The following is a 17,225-nucleotide window of genomic DNA, read 5'->3' on the forward strand; positions in this document are numbered from 1 at the left end:
ACCTCATGGAGCTTATTTATGAAAGTTTTATTCAGATTTCTTCGAAAACTAAACCTGCATGGTTTGTTAATCGCTGAATAAATCGCTCATCAAACATGGTCGCTGGTGTCCAGAAACCACCACCACGACCAACCTTGTCTCCATCTTTCACATGATCAAGTGCAAGACTAATGGCTGCTTGACCAAGCATTTTCCCTGTAGAGCCATAACCAGGATCACGATCACCAGTCACTTTGATTCTTAGACTCTGACCAGCATTTGTTTTGCCAAAAAACCGTAAATCAAAACGTCCTGAAAGCTGTTGTTCTGGCGTAGGGCCTTCACCAGGTTTTGGTAATAGATGACGTTCCATCAATTGGCTAATTGGTTTATTTACCGCCCCTAACATGAATGCACCTAGACCAGCGACGATACTAACTGCCTTTAAACGCCCCTGAATACCACTACCAGTTAAAATTGCTTCGTTATAACTAAAGTTCGATCCATATGCATTGCCAGATAATGCATTTGAACGATGTACAACTCGCTCATTGACCGCAGCCATCACAAAAGGCGCAATCCAAGCATTAAAATCAGAATCAAGTTTTGCTGTTTTAATAAAATCTTGTTTCTGCGTAAACGTATGGTCTTGAGGACAAATAGAATAAGCATTGATGAGCTGTTTTCTTAACACAGGATCTGCTGCCGCTTCTTGAATCACATTAATTAGGCTTGCAACCGTCCCTCCTGAAGCACCACCTTTTAAAGTCTTGACGCGCATTTTGACTTGGGTTGCTGGTGCACCAAACTGTTTTAATGCTTGCTGTTGCAGATAGTAAACACCCATATCAGATGGAACCGAGTCAAAGCCACAACAGTGAACGATTCGAGCACCTGATTGCTGCGCTTGCGGTTCATATGTTTCGATCATTTTCTTGATCCACTGAGTTTCACCAGTGAGATCACAATAATCCGTACCATTTTCAACACAAGCTTTGATCAGCGGTTCACCATAAAGTGCATAAGGCCCAACAGTAGACACTACCACACGCGTGTTCGCACAGAGTGCTTTTAAATCTGAATCGTTCCCAGCATCGGCGATCAAGATTGGTAAATTTTTACCTAAAGAACCCAAGGAGTTTTTTACTTCTTCTAGTTTGTTTTTTGAACGTCCAGCAATAGCCCAGTTCAACTTTTCACCTTGCTGCGAAAAGTATTCAGACAGATACTTTGTTAAAATCTGCCCAACAAAACTGGTTGCACCAAACACTACAAGATCATATTTTGTATTCTTCATCACTGATTATCCTTTATTAATCTTTAAAAATTACAAAGCTTTCGGTAAGTTAAGTACAACCTGAGCATCTTGCACAACATCTAAACGTAAAATTTTTGATGCACCAAGTTCATCCAAGAGTTGGCTCACGGGGCCACCATGACGAACTAATTTTACATTTCTTGGTAATAGCTTCTGTGCAAAAGCCAAGGTATTGGATTGAACGAGTGTTTGGTGCCACTTGTTATCGACCTGATGCAACATAGTTGCTTCATTCATACTTGACTCAGATTTCACATGCTTCAGTTCAGGTGTCTGGGTGCTTAAACTCAAATCTAACTGACCAGATGTGTCTTTCAAATCTGCATAGATATTTATTGGATTTATATCTACATTAATCTCAGTCAACCATTTTGGTAGCTGATAGCCATACACACCACGTACACGTGCAATTTCAGTATCAACAGGTAAAGCCAAAACATGCGCATAAAAATGACGCTGACGAATTGAATTTAACAACTCTAGAGCATTTAATCCTTTTTCATTGGGCTTCCGTACAACAATTGCCACCGAGGCTTCGTTATAAGGATCATTATCACAAACTGCATAAGTGAAGAATGTCACTGCAACTAAGCCAAAACCCGGGAATGCTTGTAAAGGTTCTAATGGCGCAGGGAGCTTTTTTCTTAATTGTTTAAGAGGAGCTAACATCAGTACCTGTACATTACTGGTACGATAATAAAAATTCGGCGCCCAAACAGGGCCAACGCGAGATTCGACCATTTGCTTTGGAATCTTACGAAAAAAATCAATATTTCCCGCAGCTGGATCTTGAGCGACTTCATCTAGGTTCGGATTCATTCTAAAGCGATCGTAGTAACCGCCTTTTGGTACTTTGACTTTCTGTTGTCCAAATTCAACTTCAGTAAACTGTTTTTTTGTATTCATATCCGTCAACCTTTACATTGATAAATCACCCAAGAGACCGAATTAAACATTTTGCCTATGAGTTGGTTGAATCACTATAAGTTTAAAGTCAACTTTAATGTCAAGCAGCAAACACGATAATTATCAAATCTGATGCTGTTTTCGTTTATGGAATGTAAATAAATGGGACAATTCAGCATCATTCTAAAATTTTAAAACTATTTATTTACATGCATCTAAGCCAAATTATTCATTTTTTAAGGCTTTCTTATTTTACATTTTTACTATCAAGGTATGACTAAAAGCATTGACCTTAAAGCTAACTTTAATCTTAGTATAGTGTGGCTATTGATAAAGATAGTATTTAAATAACTGACATTGATTAGAACATATATAACCCCTCTAACGTGTAAATCTTACACAGGAGAAACAAACATGGCATACGTTACAACGCAAGATGGTGTCGATATTTTTTATAAAGATTGGGGGCCGAAAGACGCCCAAGTTCTGTTCTTTCATCATGGATGGCCACTCAGCTCAGATGACTGGGATACACAGCTATTATTCTTTTTAAATGAAGGTTTTCGTGTCGTTGCATATGATCGTCGTGGACATGGCCGTTCTAGTCAAGTTTGGGATGGTCATGATATGGATCATTATGCCGATGACGTTGCTGCTGTTGTTCAGCATTTAGGATTAAAAAATGCAATTCACATTGGCCATTCAACAGGTGGAGGAGAGGTCGCTCATTACATCGCTCGTCATGGTGAAGAAAATGTTGCAAAGGCAGTATTGGTAAGTGCGGTTCCACCGATTATGGTCAAAACAGAAAATAATCCTGATGGTTTACCAAAAGAAGTGTTTGATGATTTACAAAATCAGCTCTTTAAAAATCGCTCTGAATTTTACTATAACTTACCCGCTGGCCCATTCTATGGCTTTAATAGAGCGGGTGTTGAACCGTCTGAACCTATTATTTGGAATTGGTGGCGTCAAGGTATGATGGGTGGGGCAAAAGCACATTACGATGGTATTGTGGCATTTTCCCAGACTGATTTTACTGAGGATCTTAAAAAAATCTCAGTTCCCGTTTTGGTCATGCATGGTGATGATGATCAGGTTGTACCTTATGAAAACTCTGGTGCTTTATCAGCAAAACTTGTGCAAAACGGAACGCTTAAAACATATAAAGGTTTTTCTCATGGCATGTTAACGGTCAATGCTGATGTGATTAACCCAGATTTATTGGCATTTATTCGATCATAATCATGATCTAAGCTTAAAAATATAATTGAAAAATAGAAGCTTTAGGGCTTCTATTTTTCATTTATATAAAAAATTGAAAAGATGAGATAAAACCTATTGACATTAAAGTAAGCTTTAATCTTAAAGTAAACTCATACTCAATGAGGACACAAAAATGAAAGTGTTTGAAAGATTAGTTTTCCCAAATGGTTCACGTATTCCTAACCGTATTGCCAAAGCAGCAATGGAAGAAAACATGGCAGATTTAAACCATGCTCCCTCAGAAGAATTAATGCGTTTATACCAAGCTTGGGCCGAAGGTGGTGTAGGACTGATCATTACAGGTAATGTGATGGTTGATCGTCGTGCTATGACAGGGCCGGGTGGCGTAGTGCTCGAAGATGAAAAACACTTGGAAACATTTAAACGTTGGGCTCAAATTGGTCGCTCTAAAGGTGCACAAGTTTGGTTGCAAATCAATCATCCGGGACGCCAAATGCAATCGAACTTAGGACAAGAAACATGGGCACCATCTGCTATTCCACTTGATTTAGGGAAAATGTCTGATCGCTTTAATACGCCAATTGAAATGACGCAAGCAATGATCGAAGAGATCATTCAACGTTTTGCCAATACAGCACAGTTAGGTGAAAAAGCTGGATTTACAGGTGTTGAAATTCATGCTGCACATGGTTATCTATTAAGCCAGTTTTTATCGCCACTAAGCAATAAACGCCAAGATCAATGGGGTGGGTCATTAGAGAACCGTGCACGAATTTTAATTGAAATTGTAAAAGCTGTTCGTGCTGTGGTTTCAGCTAAATTTAGCGTTGCCGTTAAGTTAAATTCAGCTGACTTTCAACGTGGTGGTTTCAGTGCAGAAGATGCTCAGCAAGTAGTCGAAATGTTAAATGAATTTGCTGTGGACTTAGTTGAGTTGTCTGGTGGGAGCTATGAAGCACCAGCAATGCAAGGTCAAGCACGCGATGGAAGAACACTTGCTCGCGAGGCATATTTCTTAGAGTTTGCTCAAGAAATACGTAAAGTAGCGAAAATGCCAGTGATGGTGACAGGAGGAATTCGTCGTAAGCAAGTTGCTGAACAAGTGATTGAAAGCGGTGTTGATATGGTTGGAATTGCAACTGCATTGGCGATTGATCCGAATTTACCAAACGAATGGAAACAAGGTCAAAATGTTGCACCTGAGCTTAAACCGATTACTTGGGAAAATAAAACATTGGCTTCGCTTGCCAACATGGCAACCGTTAAATTTCAATTGCGTAAACTAAGTCTTGGGAAAACACCAAATCCTAAAGTCTCACCGTTGTGGGCATTGATCTTACAACAAGCAGCGATGGCACGTCGGACTCGCCAATATAAAAATCGTATGCGTGATTATGCATTAGCATCTTAAAACAGGGGGCTAGTATGACTGCAAAAGATAAAAGTTGGATGATTTACGGTGCAAATGGCTATACGGGTGAGCTGATCGCCCGCGAAGCTGTGCGTAAAGGTTTAAAACCAATATTAGCTGGACGTAATGGAGCAAAAGTACAGGAACTCGCACAAGAGTTAGGACTTGAGTTTAAAACTTTTGGATTAGATGCTGTTGAACAGGTGATTGAGCACCTTGAAGGTATTGATCTTGTGATGCACTGTGCAGGTCCATTTTCTGCAACCTCAAAACCGATGATGCAAGCCTGCCTAAAAGCAGGCACGCACTATCTCGATATTACGGGAGAAATCGCAGTATTTGAACTCGCTCAATCTTTAAATGATAAAGCACAACAAGCCAATATCGTACTTTGTCCGGGTGTTGGCTTTGATGTTATTCCGACAGATTGTGTCGCATTAACACTCAAACAAGCGATGCCTGATGCGACACATTTAGCATTAGGCTTTGACTCAAAATCAGGCTTTTCACCGGGTACAGCAAAAACCAGTACTGAGGGAATGGCTGAGGGCGGAAAGATCCGTAAAAACGGTAAGATTACCAACGTAGCACTCGCTCATCACGTACGAAAAATTAATTTCGGAGATGGTGAAAAAAGCGCGATGAGTATCCCTTGGGGAGATGTCTCAACTGCATTCTACACAACAGGTATTCCAAATATTGAAGTGTTTGTACCAGCGCCACCTAAAATGATTTGTGGTGCAAAAATGTTGAACTGTATGCGTCCAATATTGAAGCTTAAATTCATACAAAATATGATTAAAGCGCAGATTAGTAAATCTGTTCACGGTCCTGATGAATCTGTGCGTGCCACACTGCCAACTTATGTTTGGGGTGAGGTAAGAAATGCCCAAGGACAAATAAAAACGGCAAGAATACAAACAGACAATACTTATAGTTTAACGATTAGTGGCTCACTTATCGTCATTCAATATTTACTGGAAAATACCGTACAGGGCGGAGCATATACACCTGCGAAACTCATGGGTGCTGATTTAGTCACTAAAATTCCGGGTTCAGGTTCATTTACGATTTCATAAAGGTCTTTCTGAACATTTAAAACCCAACGGTTGATTTTCAGTTGTTGGGTTTTTATATAATTTTGCTTATTTATTTTGAGTTTTATGATTTGTTCTATTTATAAATTTTAAATTAATACTAGATTTAATAAAAAAGCCTCTTAAAATTAAGAGGCTTTTTTTATTTTCAGCGCTAATTATTTTTCTTATGTAGCATCACATTATCTAAAGCTTTATATGGAATTGGCATATTCAATGCTAATTGCGCATCTTTAACAACATCAAAGCGTAAAATCTTAGATGCACCCAGTTCATCCATTAATTTGCTTAAAGGACCGCCATTTTTAGTAAGCTCCACATGCTTTGGAAATAGTTTTTGTCCATATGTAAGCGTGTTAGACTCGACAGAAGTACTATGCCATTGACCATCAACAAGTTGATACATGGTTTTAGTTTCGATCCGCGATTGAGGTTTTACGGTTTTAAGCTTTGGTAATGGCGCTGTAAAACCTAAGTCAGGTGTTCCATTCGTATTGAAAATACGAGCTTGAACCTGCTTTTCACCGATATTTAGGTCAATTGCAGTCAACCATTTTGGTAATTGATAGCCATAAACACCTCGCACACGGGCGATTTCCGTATCTACAGGCAATGCAAGTACATGACCATAATACTGATGTTTACGCATCGAACTGAGTAATTCAGTACTGTTAAAGTGATGTACTCCTGATTGGCGAACAACGATCGCTACAGAAACCTCATCATAAGGATCGACATCTCCAACGGCGTATGAGAAGAATGTAAGTGAAACTAATCCATAGCCCGGCAAAGCGTGTAATGGCTCAAGTGGTGCTGGCAGTTTTGCTTTTAATTTATCAATAGGTGCTAACATTAATAATTGAACATTACTGGTACGGTAATAAAAATTTGGCGACCAAACTTTGCCAACTCGAGTATCAACCAGTTTTTTAGGAATTTTACGAAAATAATCAATATTTCCAGCAGCGGGGTCTTTTGCAACTTCATCAAGATCAGGATTCATACGGAAACGGTCATAATAGCCACCTTTAGGCACTTGTACCTTGTAAGGTCCGAATTCAACAGTAGTCGTTTCCAAAGCGTTCTGAGTGGCATTTACTTTATTCGTCGTAACGCCAAAATGTGTTTCCTCAGCTTGAGCCGATAAACTGATGAGCAAGCCTACAGATATTGCTGAAACTGTACGACGTAAATTTAGATTTTTGAACATTATCATGTTACTCCTATTAACCTTAATTAAATGCTAAGATTAAAGGTAACTTTAATGTCAAGTGATTTTAATAAATAAAATAAATCATATAAATAGCAAAAGGATACTAAAACTAGATAGCGAATAAAAAGGCCAGAATATTTTAAATCTGACCTTTCTGAGTAAATAATATTTAATTAATGCTTTTTAATCGTACGACAACAGCTTTAGCAATTTCTTTGCTTGATTGAGGATTTTGACCTGTAATAATTCGATCGTCTGAAATAACATAAGAGGTAAACGGTAAAAATGCGCGTTTATATTTTGCACCTTTCTCAACAAGTCCATCCTGAAGTGAAAAGGGTACTTGTGACTTGATTCCAGATAAAGTTTCCTCAATATTGGCAAAGCCCGTAACCGTTCTTCCAGCAATTAAAGCTTTACCTTGGGCATCTTGTAAGGGTAACAAACCACCCACACCGTGACACACTGCAGATATCAAGCCACCTTGCTGATAAATTTTTTCACTAATATTCTTCAACTCAAGGTTTTTTGGAAAATCCCACATTGTGCCGTGACCACCCGTATAGTAAATCGCTTTATAACGAGCTGGCTCAACTGCACTCGGCGCTAACGTGGTTCTTAAACGCTGCATAAATTGTAGATCTGCGAGATGTGCTTTTGCAGATTTATCAACATATATGGATTTCAAACTGCGCTCATCTAAAGGTACAGCGCCGCCTTTTGGACTAACAAAGTCCATTTCATATCCCGCAGCTTTGGCGACATCATAGAAATGAGTTAGCTCCGTCAGCCATAGTCCTGTTGTATCAGTACGTGTTGGATAGGCTGAATGGTTGGTCATAACCACAAGGATTTTTCCAAGTGCTTTGTTATTTTCGACTTGAGTAGCCTCGGTAGCATAAACTGAATGGCTCATCGCAAATAGCGTTAAAACCGAGATTAACCACGTTTGAACATTCCAACTTTTAAACATGACAGGTTCCTATATTACACCTGTTTGTTATGCTATGCTTAAAGCCTACTTTAAGGTCAATCTATTTTTTCTAGAAAAAATTAACCTTTGTCATTCGCGTAATACAGATTCAATAAACGCTGCGCATTTTCCTCACAGGTCATCTCATCAGGTTTATTGTTAATCGCAAAAACCATCATCCGTAGGTTCTGCTTACTGATTGCCAATTTTTCCTCAAGATCTTCAATATCTTTAATTTTGCTCTTAAGGATATTGATGAGGATATCATGATCCCAATTGCTGACATTGGAAGGTAGAAAAGCCTTAATTTCAGTGAGTGAGAACCCAACTTGTTGTGCTTGTTGGATCAAAAAAAGTTGTTTGAGATCATCTTCACTGTATTCCCGATAACCATTCGATTTACGTTTTGCCTTTGGCAATAGCTTGATTTGCTCATAATAACGAATCGTAGGTGTACTCAAGCCACTTTGTTTTGATAGTTCACTAATGTTCATCGTTACTGATTTCCTCTTGACATTAAAGTTGACTTTAGACTTATAGTGAATCAAAAGCAAGACTAAAAATAAATCGACAGCTTGAGGTGAAAAATGTCAAAACGTATCTTACATGTGGTGACCAATGTCGCTCAATATGAGGATGATGATCGACCAACTGGCTTATGGTTAGGTGAGTTGACACATGCTTATGATGAATTTGAAAAACAAAATTATATTCAAGATATTGTCAGTCCACAGGGTGGTGTTTCACCCTTGGAGCCTAAAGCCTTAGGTCGTTTTGTCGCTGATGCATCTGTGATTAAACGAAAAAATGATGCTTCATTTATGAAGCTTCTCGAAAATACAAAAAAGCCCTCAGAAATTAATTGGCAAGATTATGATGTGATTTATTACACAGGTGGTCATGGCGTTATGTGGGATTTTCTTGATAATCCTGAATTGCAAGAAATCACCAAGAATATCTATGAAAATGGCGGGATCGTTTCTAGTGTTTGTCATGGTTATTGCGGTTTATTGAATGTGCGACTATCAAATGGTAATTACCTGATTAAAGATAAAAAAATCACGGGTTTTGCTTGGTGTGAAGAAGTATTGGCAGGTTTAGCAAAGAAAGTGCCTTACAATGCTGAGCAAATATCAAAAGAGCGCGGTGCACATTATGAGAAAAAATTAATTCCATTTGCACCAAATGTTGTTCGAGACGGTAATCTGATTACGGGACAAAATCCATTTTCGGCACGCATCACTGCTGAAGCCGTTATCGAAGCATTGAATAGTAAGTAATTGGCATATCTAGTCAGATCACTAATAGATAAATATAAATCAAATAGATATATTTTAAAATCTATCCCAATCTCCATTTAAAACGGCAGGAACATCACAAATTCAATGACACTTAAAATTTTAGGATGAATCCCCCTTTATCAAAGAGGGATTTAGGAGGAGATTCTGTAGTTTTAAACCCATTCAAAGTTGAGATTAGCGTTTAAATTGCCTTTATTAATGCTATTTACGAAGACTCAATGAAAGTTCATCCCAACGTTGTATTGCGGTTTCCATCGATTGCATTTTGACATGACCAAATCCACGGACATCGGCAGGTAATTTAGCAATTTGTGCAGCTACAGATAAATCATAGCGGTCAGGGGCTGAACTAATCGCTTTCACAAATGTAATATAACGATCACGCCAAGCATGTTCTTTTTGACGCTCAAGCTGTAAAGCAAATGGATCAAGGAAAGTTTCTCTAAGCCATTGTAGACGAGCAAGAATCATCATTGGAATACGCATCCAGTATCCAAAAGCGCGTTTTCGTACCTTATCATGTGCACCCAAAGCAGGTGGTGCAAGGTGATAAGTCAAACGTAAACCTTTACCAAACTGCGACTCAATTGATTGTTTAAAACTTTTTCCTGTAAGTAAACGCGCTACCTCGTATTCATCTTTATAAGCCATCACTCTATAGAGTTGCGTCGCAATTATTCCTGTTAATTCTTCTGGCAATACTTTGGCTGCATGTTCCACAAGTGTTCGATACTGCGTTGCATAATCTTGATTCCAATATTCAACCAAGCGTGTAGAACGATCTTCAATCAGTTCGGCTAAAGTCGTTGGTTTAGCAGTTGCAGGAATCGTTGCAATAATGCGTTTTGCCAAATCAGGTTCACTAATCAGGTGGCAACCGATACGGAACGCTTCAAGATTTTTCTCAGCGGCTGTACCATTTAAATGAATTGCTTTTTCAATACTTTCACGTTTCAAAGGAATTTGACCTGATTGCCAAGCCATGCCAAGTAGAATTTGATTGGCAAAAATCGCATCGCCTAATACTTGTGTAGCAATACTTGTTGCACGTAAAGAGACCAATTTTCCTTGCGTAGTTCGGCCACGAAGTCGATCAATCAAATCAGAAATTGGTGCATACCAATCACGAGACTCTAGAAAATCAGAAGTAGGGGAACCATCTTCATTGACGATGACCATAGCATCCATTTTTAACCGAGAAAGTGCTGCATTACTTCCTGCTACAATTGCATCTGCACCGATTAAAACATCACATTTACCAGCAGGAATTTTAGTTGCCGAGATTTGATCATCGTCTGTAGCGAGTTGTACATATGAATAGACCGTACCACCTTTCTGAGCAAGTCCTGCCATATCCATAATGCGCGCAGCTTTACCTTCCAAATGAGCTGCCATACCAAGCAGAGCACCTGCGGTTACGACACCTGTACCACCAACACCACCGACCATAATCCGAATAGGTTGTTGATCAAGTTCAGGAATGATTGGCTTTTCTGGCCAGCCAGCTTCAATTCCTTGAAATACTTCTGGTCGTTTCATGTCACGAGTATGCACAGTCACGAAACTTGGACAGAAACCCTCCACACAAGAAAAGTCTTTGTTACAACTACTTTGATTAATTTGCCGTTTAGTACCTAATGCTGTTTCTACAGGCTCGATAGATAAACAGTTCGATTGTTTAGAACAATCACCACAACCTTCACAAATCTCACTATTGATAAAGACACGCTCTGCTACATCAGGATAAGCATTACGTTTACGACGACGGCGCTTTTCACTGGCACAGGTTTGAACATAAATTAAAGCCGTAACACCTGAAATCTCACGTAATTTGCGTTGTACATCATCCAGTTCATTTCTGTGGTAAATCTCTACGTGAGGGGCGATACCTTCTTCTGCATGAATCAATTCAGGCTCATCAGTGACAATGACTTGTTTTTTAATGCCTTCAGCATCAAGTTGTCGAGTTAACTGTGCCACGCTGAGATGACCATCAACATGTTGACCACCCGTCATTGCAACAGCATCGTTATAAAGAATTTTGTAGGTAATATTGAGTTTTGCTGCGATCGCTTGGCGTATTGCGAGATAGCCTGAATGAAAATATGTTCCATCACCTAGATTGGCAAAAATATGCTTTTCGTTGGTGAAATGAGAAGCACCAGCCCAACTCACACCTTCGCCACCCATTTGTGAGAAAGTTTCAGTACCGCGATCAAGTGATACAGCAATAAAATGACAACCAATTCCCCCTAATGCACGGCTTCCTTCGGGTAATGCCGTTGATGAATTGTGCGGACAGCCACTACAAAAGAAAGGTTTGCGCTCTGCAATATCAAGCACACGTTGTGACTCTTGCTCGGCTTTTTGTAGTAGCTCAACTCTATTTTGAATTTGCGTTTTTAAAGCTTCTGGAATGTCTAATTTTAAGAAGCGATCCGCCAGCATTTTTGCAATAGGTTCAGGTTGGAATTCATAGTGACCAATTAAAGGGGCTTCATCAATAGAAGTACTCCATTCACCTTTACCATCGCATGCTTTACCAATGACGCGAGGGCGTTTGTCATCTGGAAGAGCATAGAGTTCATCTTTAATTTGTGATTCAAGAATCGGGCGTTTTTCTTCTACAACAATTAATTCTTCTAAACCTTCGGCAAATTCGCGCAGACCGTGAGGCTCTAAAGGCCAAATTAAAGCAACTTGATAGACTCGCAGTCCAAGCTGCTGAGCCGTTTCACTTTCGATACCTAAAATACGTAATGCTTCAATGATATCCAAATAACCTTTACCACTTGCGGCAATGCCAATACGCGCATTAGGACAATGCCATGTTACCTGATTCAGTTCATTTTCACGGGCATAGGCCAATACAGCGGGTAAGCGATATTTATATAGACGCTCTTCTTGTTGAATGCCGTGATCAGGCCATCGAATATTGACACCATCTTCAGGCATTTGAACATTTTTAGGCAAAGCAGGTGTGACGCGATCTAAATCAACATGCACAGAAGCAGAGGTTTCAACAATTTCACTTACCAACTTCATTGAAGTCCATACACCAGCAAAACGTGACATTGCGACTGCGTGAGCACCTAAATCAAGAATTTGTTGAATTGAGGTTGGGTAAAAAATTGGAATACCGCAACCCATCATCACATGTTCTGACTGATGTGGAATACTCGAAGATTTACAAGAATGATCATCACCAAAAAAGGCGACTACACCGCCATGTTCAGCCGTGCCTGCAAGATTGGCATGACGTAGAACATCTCCAGAACGATCTACACCTGGGCCTTTGCCATACCACCAAGAGGTCACACCATCATATTTACCTTGACCTGCGAGATTGGCTTGTTGGGTACCCCAAATTGCAGTAGCAGCTAGATCTTCATTTACACCTGGTTGAAAAACAACATGATGGTCTTTGAGTATGCCTTCAACTTGCCAGAGAAAATTATCATAATTTCCAACAGGAGAACCACGATAACCAGAAATAAAACCAGCAGTATGATAACCGTTTAAAGTATCCCGACGTGTTTGTGCAAGTGGTAAACGCACCAATGCCTGAATACCTGTCATGTAAGCAGTACCGTCATCACTTAGATATTTATCTTCAAGTGACACATCCTTTGTTGGAATCTTATTTGGAGTAAATTTTGTAGCTATATTCATTTATGTCTCCTTAGAATTTTGTAGTTCGAGCTACTTTCTTTTTTCAACTTCCAGTTGAATATTTGGAGTAAATGACATACTTAGAAAAAGATTGATCAGTTCTTTTAGAACCGTAGAACTGTTCAATGTATGTACATTAATGTCATTGTGATTGATCCAGACTGGTGCAACAATGCGTAATTAAACAAAAGATATTTACGTTATGCGCAAAAATCTTGATGGTGGACTACTTCATGCAATGCATGCTTTTCTGAAAGTCATTGATAGTGGAAGCTTTACAGCCGCCGCAGAGCAGATGGAACTAACTACAGCGCAAGTATCTCGACTGATTAGCGAGTTAGAAGGGCGTTTAGGAACAAAACTACTACAACGAACAACGAGACAACACGCATTGACCGATATTGGTGCAACTTATGCAGAGCAATGTCGTCAAGTGCTTGCAATGGTCGACGAAGCTGAAACTCAAGCCATGGGTAGGGCAACTAAACCTCAAGGAAAGTTACGTGTTTTGAGTATGGCGAGTTTTGGCCATCACTATGTGTCACCAATGATGGCAGAGTTTTGTCAAACCTATCCCGAACTCACGGTTGAATATCGTACTTCACAGAATGTCCCAGACCTTTTAGGTAAAGGCATTGACGTCAGTTTATATCTTGCAGAATCGTTGGCTGATTCCAGATTTGTTGCTCGCCAAATTGGGACGATCTTTTCAGTACTTTGTGCTTCTCCCGCATATTTAGAAAAATATGGTGAACCAAAATCATTGGATGATCTACAAGAACATGCGTGTCTCAGACTAGTGAATCCGTCAATTACACCGCAATGGCATCTGGTCAGTGAAAAAAGTTGCTCTTATCAAATTGATATTACAGGGCCATTAATTGCAGATTCACCTGAGCTTTTACTCGACATGGTACAACAAGATATGGGCATTGCATTACTGCCGACTTTTGCAGTCATAGAGGCTGTTCGTACTGGACGATTGCACCGTATATTATCTGACTGGAGATCACCAAATATTGGTGTTTATACCTTATTACCATCCCGACATTTTATTGATGCCAAAACACGGGCATGGTTAACGTGGGTAGAGCAGCATATCTCTCCAAAAATTCAGAGTGATACAGAGTATTTTTTATAATCAAAACTCGACATCAATACTTTAAGGAAAAATAAAAAGGGAATACATCTGGTAAGTCAATAATCAACCAGATGTATCAATTAATGATTAAGCGCAACGTGACTTTAGATAAGAATTTGTATAATTAGATAGACTTTTTCGACCCAATGCCTGACTGATATTTTGACTCGCTGTCATCAATTTCTCTAAATCAATTCCTGTTTCAAAACCCATATGTGAAAGCAAATAAAAGAGATCTTCTGTCGCGACATTGCCAGAAGCACCTTTTGCGTAAGGACAGCCGCCAAGACCTGCTAATGATGAATCAAAAACACGAATACCTTGTTGTAAAGACTGATAAATATTGGCAATTGCCATGCCATAAGTATTATGAAAATGCCCAGCCAAAACTTTGCTATCAAGTTCAGCTAAACATGCTTGCCACACCTTTTGAACTCGATCTGGCGTAGCTGTTCCAATGGTTTCACCCAACGAAATTTCATAGCATCCCATCTCATAAAGCTGCTTAACCACTTTTACGACTTGCTGTGGCTCAATTGCGCCTTCATAGGGGCAATCAACGATACAAGAGACATAGCCTCTTACACGGATATTGTGTTGTTTGGCTGCTTGCATGATTTCGGAAAACTTTTCTAAGCTTTCATCAATAGAGCAATTAATATTTTTACGAACAAAGCTTTCAGAAGCAGCCGTAAATACAGCAACTTCTTTGCAGCCAACAGCAAGTGCTGTTTCAAAACCTTTAATATTTGGTGTGAGCAAACTCAAATTAAGATCAGCTCGATGTGGCAATTGTTTAAATAACTCATCACTTTGAGCCATTTGAGGAACCCATTTGGCTGAAACGCATGAACCAACCTCGATCGACTTTAAGCCAGCATCGATCAAATCAGTAATGAAATTTAAACGCTGCTCTAATGTGAGCGTCTGTTTCTCATTTTGAAGCCCATCACGAGGGCCAACCTCTACAATTTTGACAAACTCATTCATGCAACTTCTTCCTGATCAGGTTGAAATTCTACGAGTTCGTCTCCCGCTTTCACTTGATCACCGACCTGAAAATAAGCATCTAAAATAATGCCATCCTTCGGTGCTCGAATGGTGTATTCCATTTTCATCGCTTCAAGTGTCAACAGCACATCATCTTTTTTCACCGTATGGTTCGCACCGACTAGTAGTTGAGTCACGACACCCGGCATCGGGGCTTTAAGATGTCCTTGCTCATTTTGTCCTTCAGTTTGATTGAAATTTTGGCGGATATAATCAAATTTATAACTCTGGCCAGAGTGGAATAGAGTGATGCCTTGCTGACTTTGATTAAAAGCTAATTTATGTTGATTACCGTTAATCAGAATCTTGGCTGTATTCGCATCAAGCAACTCACCTGTGATCTGATAATGCTGACCATTAAATTCTGCGTTAAATCCTTGCTCAGCAGCTGAAAATTTAATCTGAATGCTGTTATCTAAATAATTTAATTTAATGCTGTGCTGGTAGGCAACATTACTCCGCCATAATGGCTGTGCCAACCAGAGTTGTTTTTGAGCTGATTTGTTATTTTGCATTTGGTTTAAAAACTCAATAAATGCAGTCGCAACAATAAACTCAGGTTTTATATTCGCAGGGCTAAACAAAAATTGTTCTTCACGCTGAATCAAATTTGTATCTAATTTGGCTTGTTTAAAAGAGTCACAACGAACAATCTTTTCAAGGAACGCAATATTGTTGCCTAAGCCATCCACATGAAATTGGCTAAGTGCGTGTTGCATTTGAATTAAAGCAGCTTCACGGTTTTTGCCCCATACAATCAATTTTGCAATCATTGGGTCGTAGAATGTAGTGATTTCATCGCCCTCGACAATTCCACTATCTACGCGGACGTATTGGTTTTGAGGTGGGTAGCGCAGATAGTCAATTTTGCCAATTGCAGGCAAAAAGCCTTTTTCTGGTTCTTCTGCATAAATTCGTGCTTCTAAGGCATGTCCATGTATCTGCAATTCATCCTGCAACTTTGGCAACGGTTCACCATAAGCAACACGCAACTGCCATTCCACCAAGTCTTCACCTGTAATCATTTCGGTCACAGGATGTTCGACTTGTAGACGCGTATTCATTTCCATGAAATAAGCAGTACCGTCTTGTTCTACAATAAACTCAACTGTTCCTGCACCCACATAATCTACGGCACGAGCGGCATCAATTGCAGCCTGTCGCATAGCATCCAGTTTTTCACTTGGCATTTGTGGTGCTGGTGCTTCTTCTAGCACTTTTTGATGGCGACGTTGTACCGAACAATCACGCTCAAATAAATGAACATAATTCCCATGTGTATCACCAAACACTTGTACTTCAATATGACGTGGTTGAATCACATAACGTTCAATCAAAACATCATCATTGCCAAAGCTCGATTTCGCTTCGCGTTTACAAGAAGCAAGGGCATGTAAAAAGTCTTCGCTACGTTCAACGAGACTCATACCTTTACCACCACCGCCAGCACTCGCTTTAATTAAGATAGGATAACCAATACGATCTGCTTGCTGTTTTAAAAATTCAGCATCTTGATTCGTTCCGTGGTAACCCGGTGTTAATGGCACACCAGCTTTTTCCATCAATGCTTTGGAGGTCGCTTTCAAACCCATGGCTAAGATGGCTTCTACAGGTGGGCCAATGAAGCAAATATTGTGTTGCTGACAAGCGAGCGCAAACTGGTCATTCTCAGAAAGAAAACCATAACCAGGGTGGATTGCCTGACTTCCAGTATCTACCGCCGCCTGAATAATACGATCAACCTGAAGATAGCTCTGAGTTGCAGGAGACTGTCCAATATAAATTGCCTCATCGGCGAGTTTTACGTGCTGTGCATTTGCATCTGCATCTGAATAAACAGCAACCGTCGCAATACCTAATTTTTTCGCTGTGCGAATTACGCGGCAAGCAATTTCGCCACGGTTCGCAATCAAAATCTTCTCAAACATGTTGATTGT

At 39.7% G+C, this 17,225-nt stretch carries 13 protein-coding genes; 5 read left to right on the forward strand and 8 right to left on the reverse strand.

Translation table 11 applies throughout. From position 1 onward, the window contains the following. Window positions 1-31 precede the first annotated feature (31 nt). Window positions 32-1,276: a saccharopine dehydrogenase family protein gene (locus tag ACF8D3_RS05270; protein ID WP_392470567.1), complete on the reverse strand. Its 1,245-nt coding sequence runs from the start codon at window positions 1,274-1,276 to the stop codon at window positions 32-34. 30 nt (window positions 1,277-1,306) lie between these two features. Continuing rightward, window positions 1,307-2,203, reverse strand: a complete 897-nt coding sequence (locus ACF8D3_RS05275; protein WP_392470569.1) for an acetoacetate decarboxylase family protein — start codon at window positions 2,201-2,203, stop codon at window positions 1,307-1,309. A 414-nt stretch (window positions 2,204-2,617) separates the two neighbouring features. Between ACF8D3_RS05275 and ACF8D3_RS05280 the strand changes: the two genes are divergently transcribed. From ACF8D3_RS05280 to ACF8D3_RS05290, 3 genes are all read left to right on the forward strand, one after another. Then, window positions 2,618-3,448, forward strand: coding sequence for an alpha/beta fold hydrolase (locus tag ACF8D3_RS05280; protein WP_392470571.1), 831 nt, complete (start codon window positions 2,618-2,620; stop codon window positions 3,446-3,448). 154 nt (window positions 3,449-3,602) lie between these two features. Next, window positions 3,603-4,841: an NADH:flavin oxidoreductase/NADH oxidase family protein gene (locus tag ACF8D3_RS05285; RefSeq protein ID WP_061391892.1), complete on the forward strand. Its 1,239-nt coding sequence runs from the start codon at window positions 3,603-3,605 to the stop codon at window positions 4,839-4,841. A 14-nt stretch (window positions 4,842-4,855) separates the two neighbouring features. Then, on the forward strand, window positions 4,856-5,920 hold the full coding sequence (locus ACF8D3_RS05290) for a trans-acting enoyl reductase family protein (protein ID WP_061391891.1): 1,065 nt from the start codon (window positions 4,856-4,858) through the stop codon (window positions 5,918-5,920). Window positions 5,921-6,092: 172 nt separating this feature from the next. Here ACF8D3_RS05290 and ACF8D3_RS05295 read toward each other — a convergent pair whose 3' ends face one another. From ACF8D3_RS05295 to ACF8D3_RS05305, 3 genes are all read right to left on the reverse strand, one after another. Beyond that, window positions 6,093-7,148 (reverse strand): acetoacetate decarboxylase, encoded by a 1,056-nt coding sequence (locus ACF8D3_RS05295; protein WP_392470806.1) that lies wholly within the window; start codon window positions 7,146-7,148, stop codon window positions 6,093-6,095. Between the two features lie 172 nt (window positions 7,149-7,320). Next, window positions 7,321-8,124 (reverse strand): type 1 glutamine amidotransferase domain-containing protein, encoded by an 804-nt coding sequence (locus tag ACF8D3_RS05300; RefSeq protein WP_392470572.1) that lies wholly within the window; start codon window positions 8,122-8,124, stop codon window positions 7,321-7,323. A gap of 80 nt (window positions 8,125-8,204) precedes the next feature. Further along, window positions 8,205-8,618 carry a MerR family transcriptional regulator gene (locus tag ACF8D3_RS05305; protein ID WP_392470573.1) on the reverse strand — a complete coding sequence of 138 codons (414 nt, stop codon included), beginning with the start codon at window positions 8,616-8,618 and terminating at the stop codon, window positions 8,205-8,207. Window positions 8,619-8,711: 93 nt separating this feature from the next. On the opposite strand from ACF8D3_RS05305, the gene ACF8D3_RS05310 reads away from it, so the two are divergent. After that, window positions 8,712-9,404 (forward strand): type 1 glutamine amidotransferase domain-containing protein, encoded by a 693-nt coding sequence (locus ACF8D3_RS05310; protein WP_392470574.1) that lies wholly within the window; start codon window positions 8,712-8,714, stop codon window positions 9,402-9,404. Between the two features lie 222 nt (window positions 9,405-9,626). Here ACF8D3_RS05310 and ACF8D3_RS05315 read toward each other — a convergent pair whose 3' ends face one another. Continuing rightward, complete coding sequence (locus tag ACF8D3_RS05315; RefSeq protein ID WP_392470576.1) at window positions 9,627-13,097, reverse strand: indolepyruvate ferredoxin oxidoreductase family protein; 3,471 nt, start codon at window positions 13,095-13,097, stop codon at window positions 9,627-9,629. A gap of 202 nt (window positions 13,098-13,299) precedes the next feature. On the opposite strand from ACF8D3_RS05315, the gene ACF8D3_RS05320 reads away from it, so the two are divergent. Beyond that, window positions 13,300-14,238 (forward strand): LysR family transcriptional regulator, encoded by a 939-nt coding sequence (locus tag ACF8D3_RS05320; protein ID WP_023013304.1) that lies wholly within the window; start codon window positions 13,300-13,302, stop codon window positions 14,236-14,238. Window positions 14,239-14,325: 87 nt separating this feature from the next. Here the strand turns inward: ACF8D3_RS05320 and ACF8D3_RS05325 are convergent, their stop codons facing one another. Next, complete coding sequence (locus ACF8D3_RS05325) at window positions 14,326-15,228, reverse strand: hydroxymethylglutaryl-CoA lyase (RefSeq protein ID WP_392470578.1); 903 nt, start codon at window positions 15,226-15,228, stop codon at window positions 14,326-14,328. After that, the gene (locus ACF8D3_RS05330; protein ID WP_392470579.1) at window positions 15,225-17,216 is read right to left on the reverse strand and encodes an acetyl/propionyl/methylcrotonyl-CoA carboxylase subunit alpha; all 1,992 of its coding nucleotides are present in this window, start codon (window positions 17,214-17,216) and stop codon (window positions 15,225-15,227) included. The genes ACF8D3_RS05325 and ACF8D3_RS05330 overlap by 4 nt, the downstream gene beginning before the upstream one ends. Window positions 17,217-17,225 lie beyond the last annotated feature (9 nt).

Origin of the sequence: Acinetobacter sp. YQ_14, assembly GCF_043102985.1 — a bacterium.
Lineage (GTDB): Bacteria > Pseudomonadota > Gammaproteobacteria > Pseudomonadales > Moraxellaceae > Acinetobacter > Acinetobacter venetianus.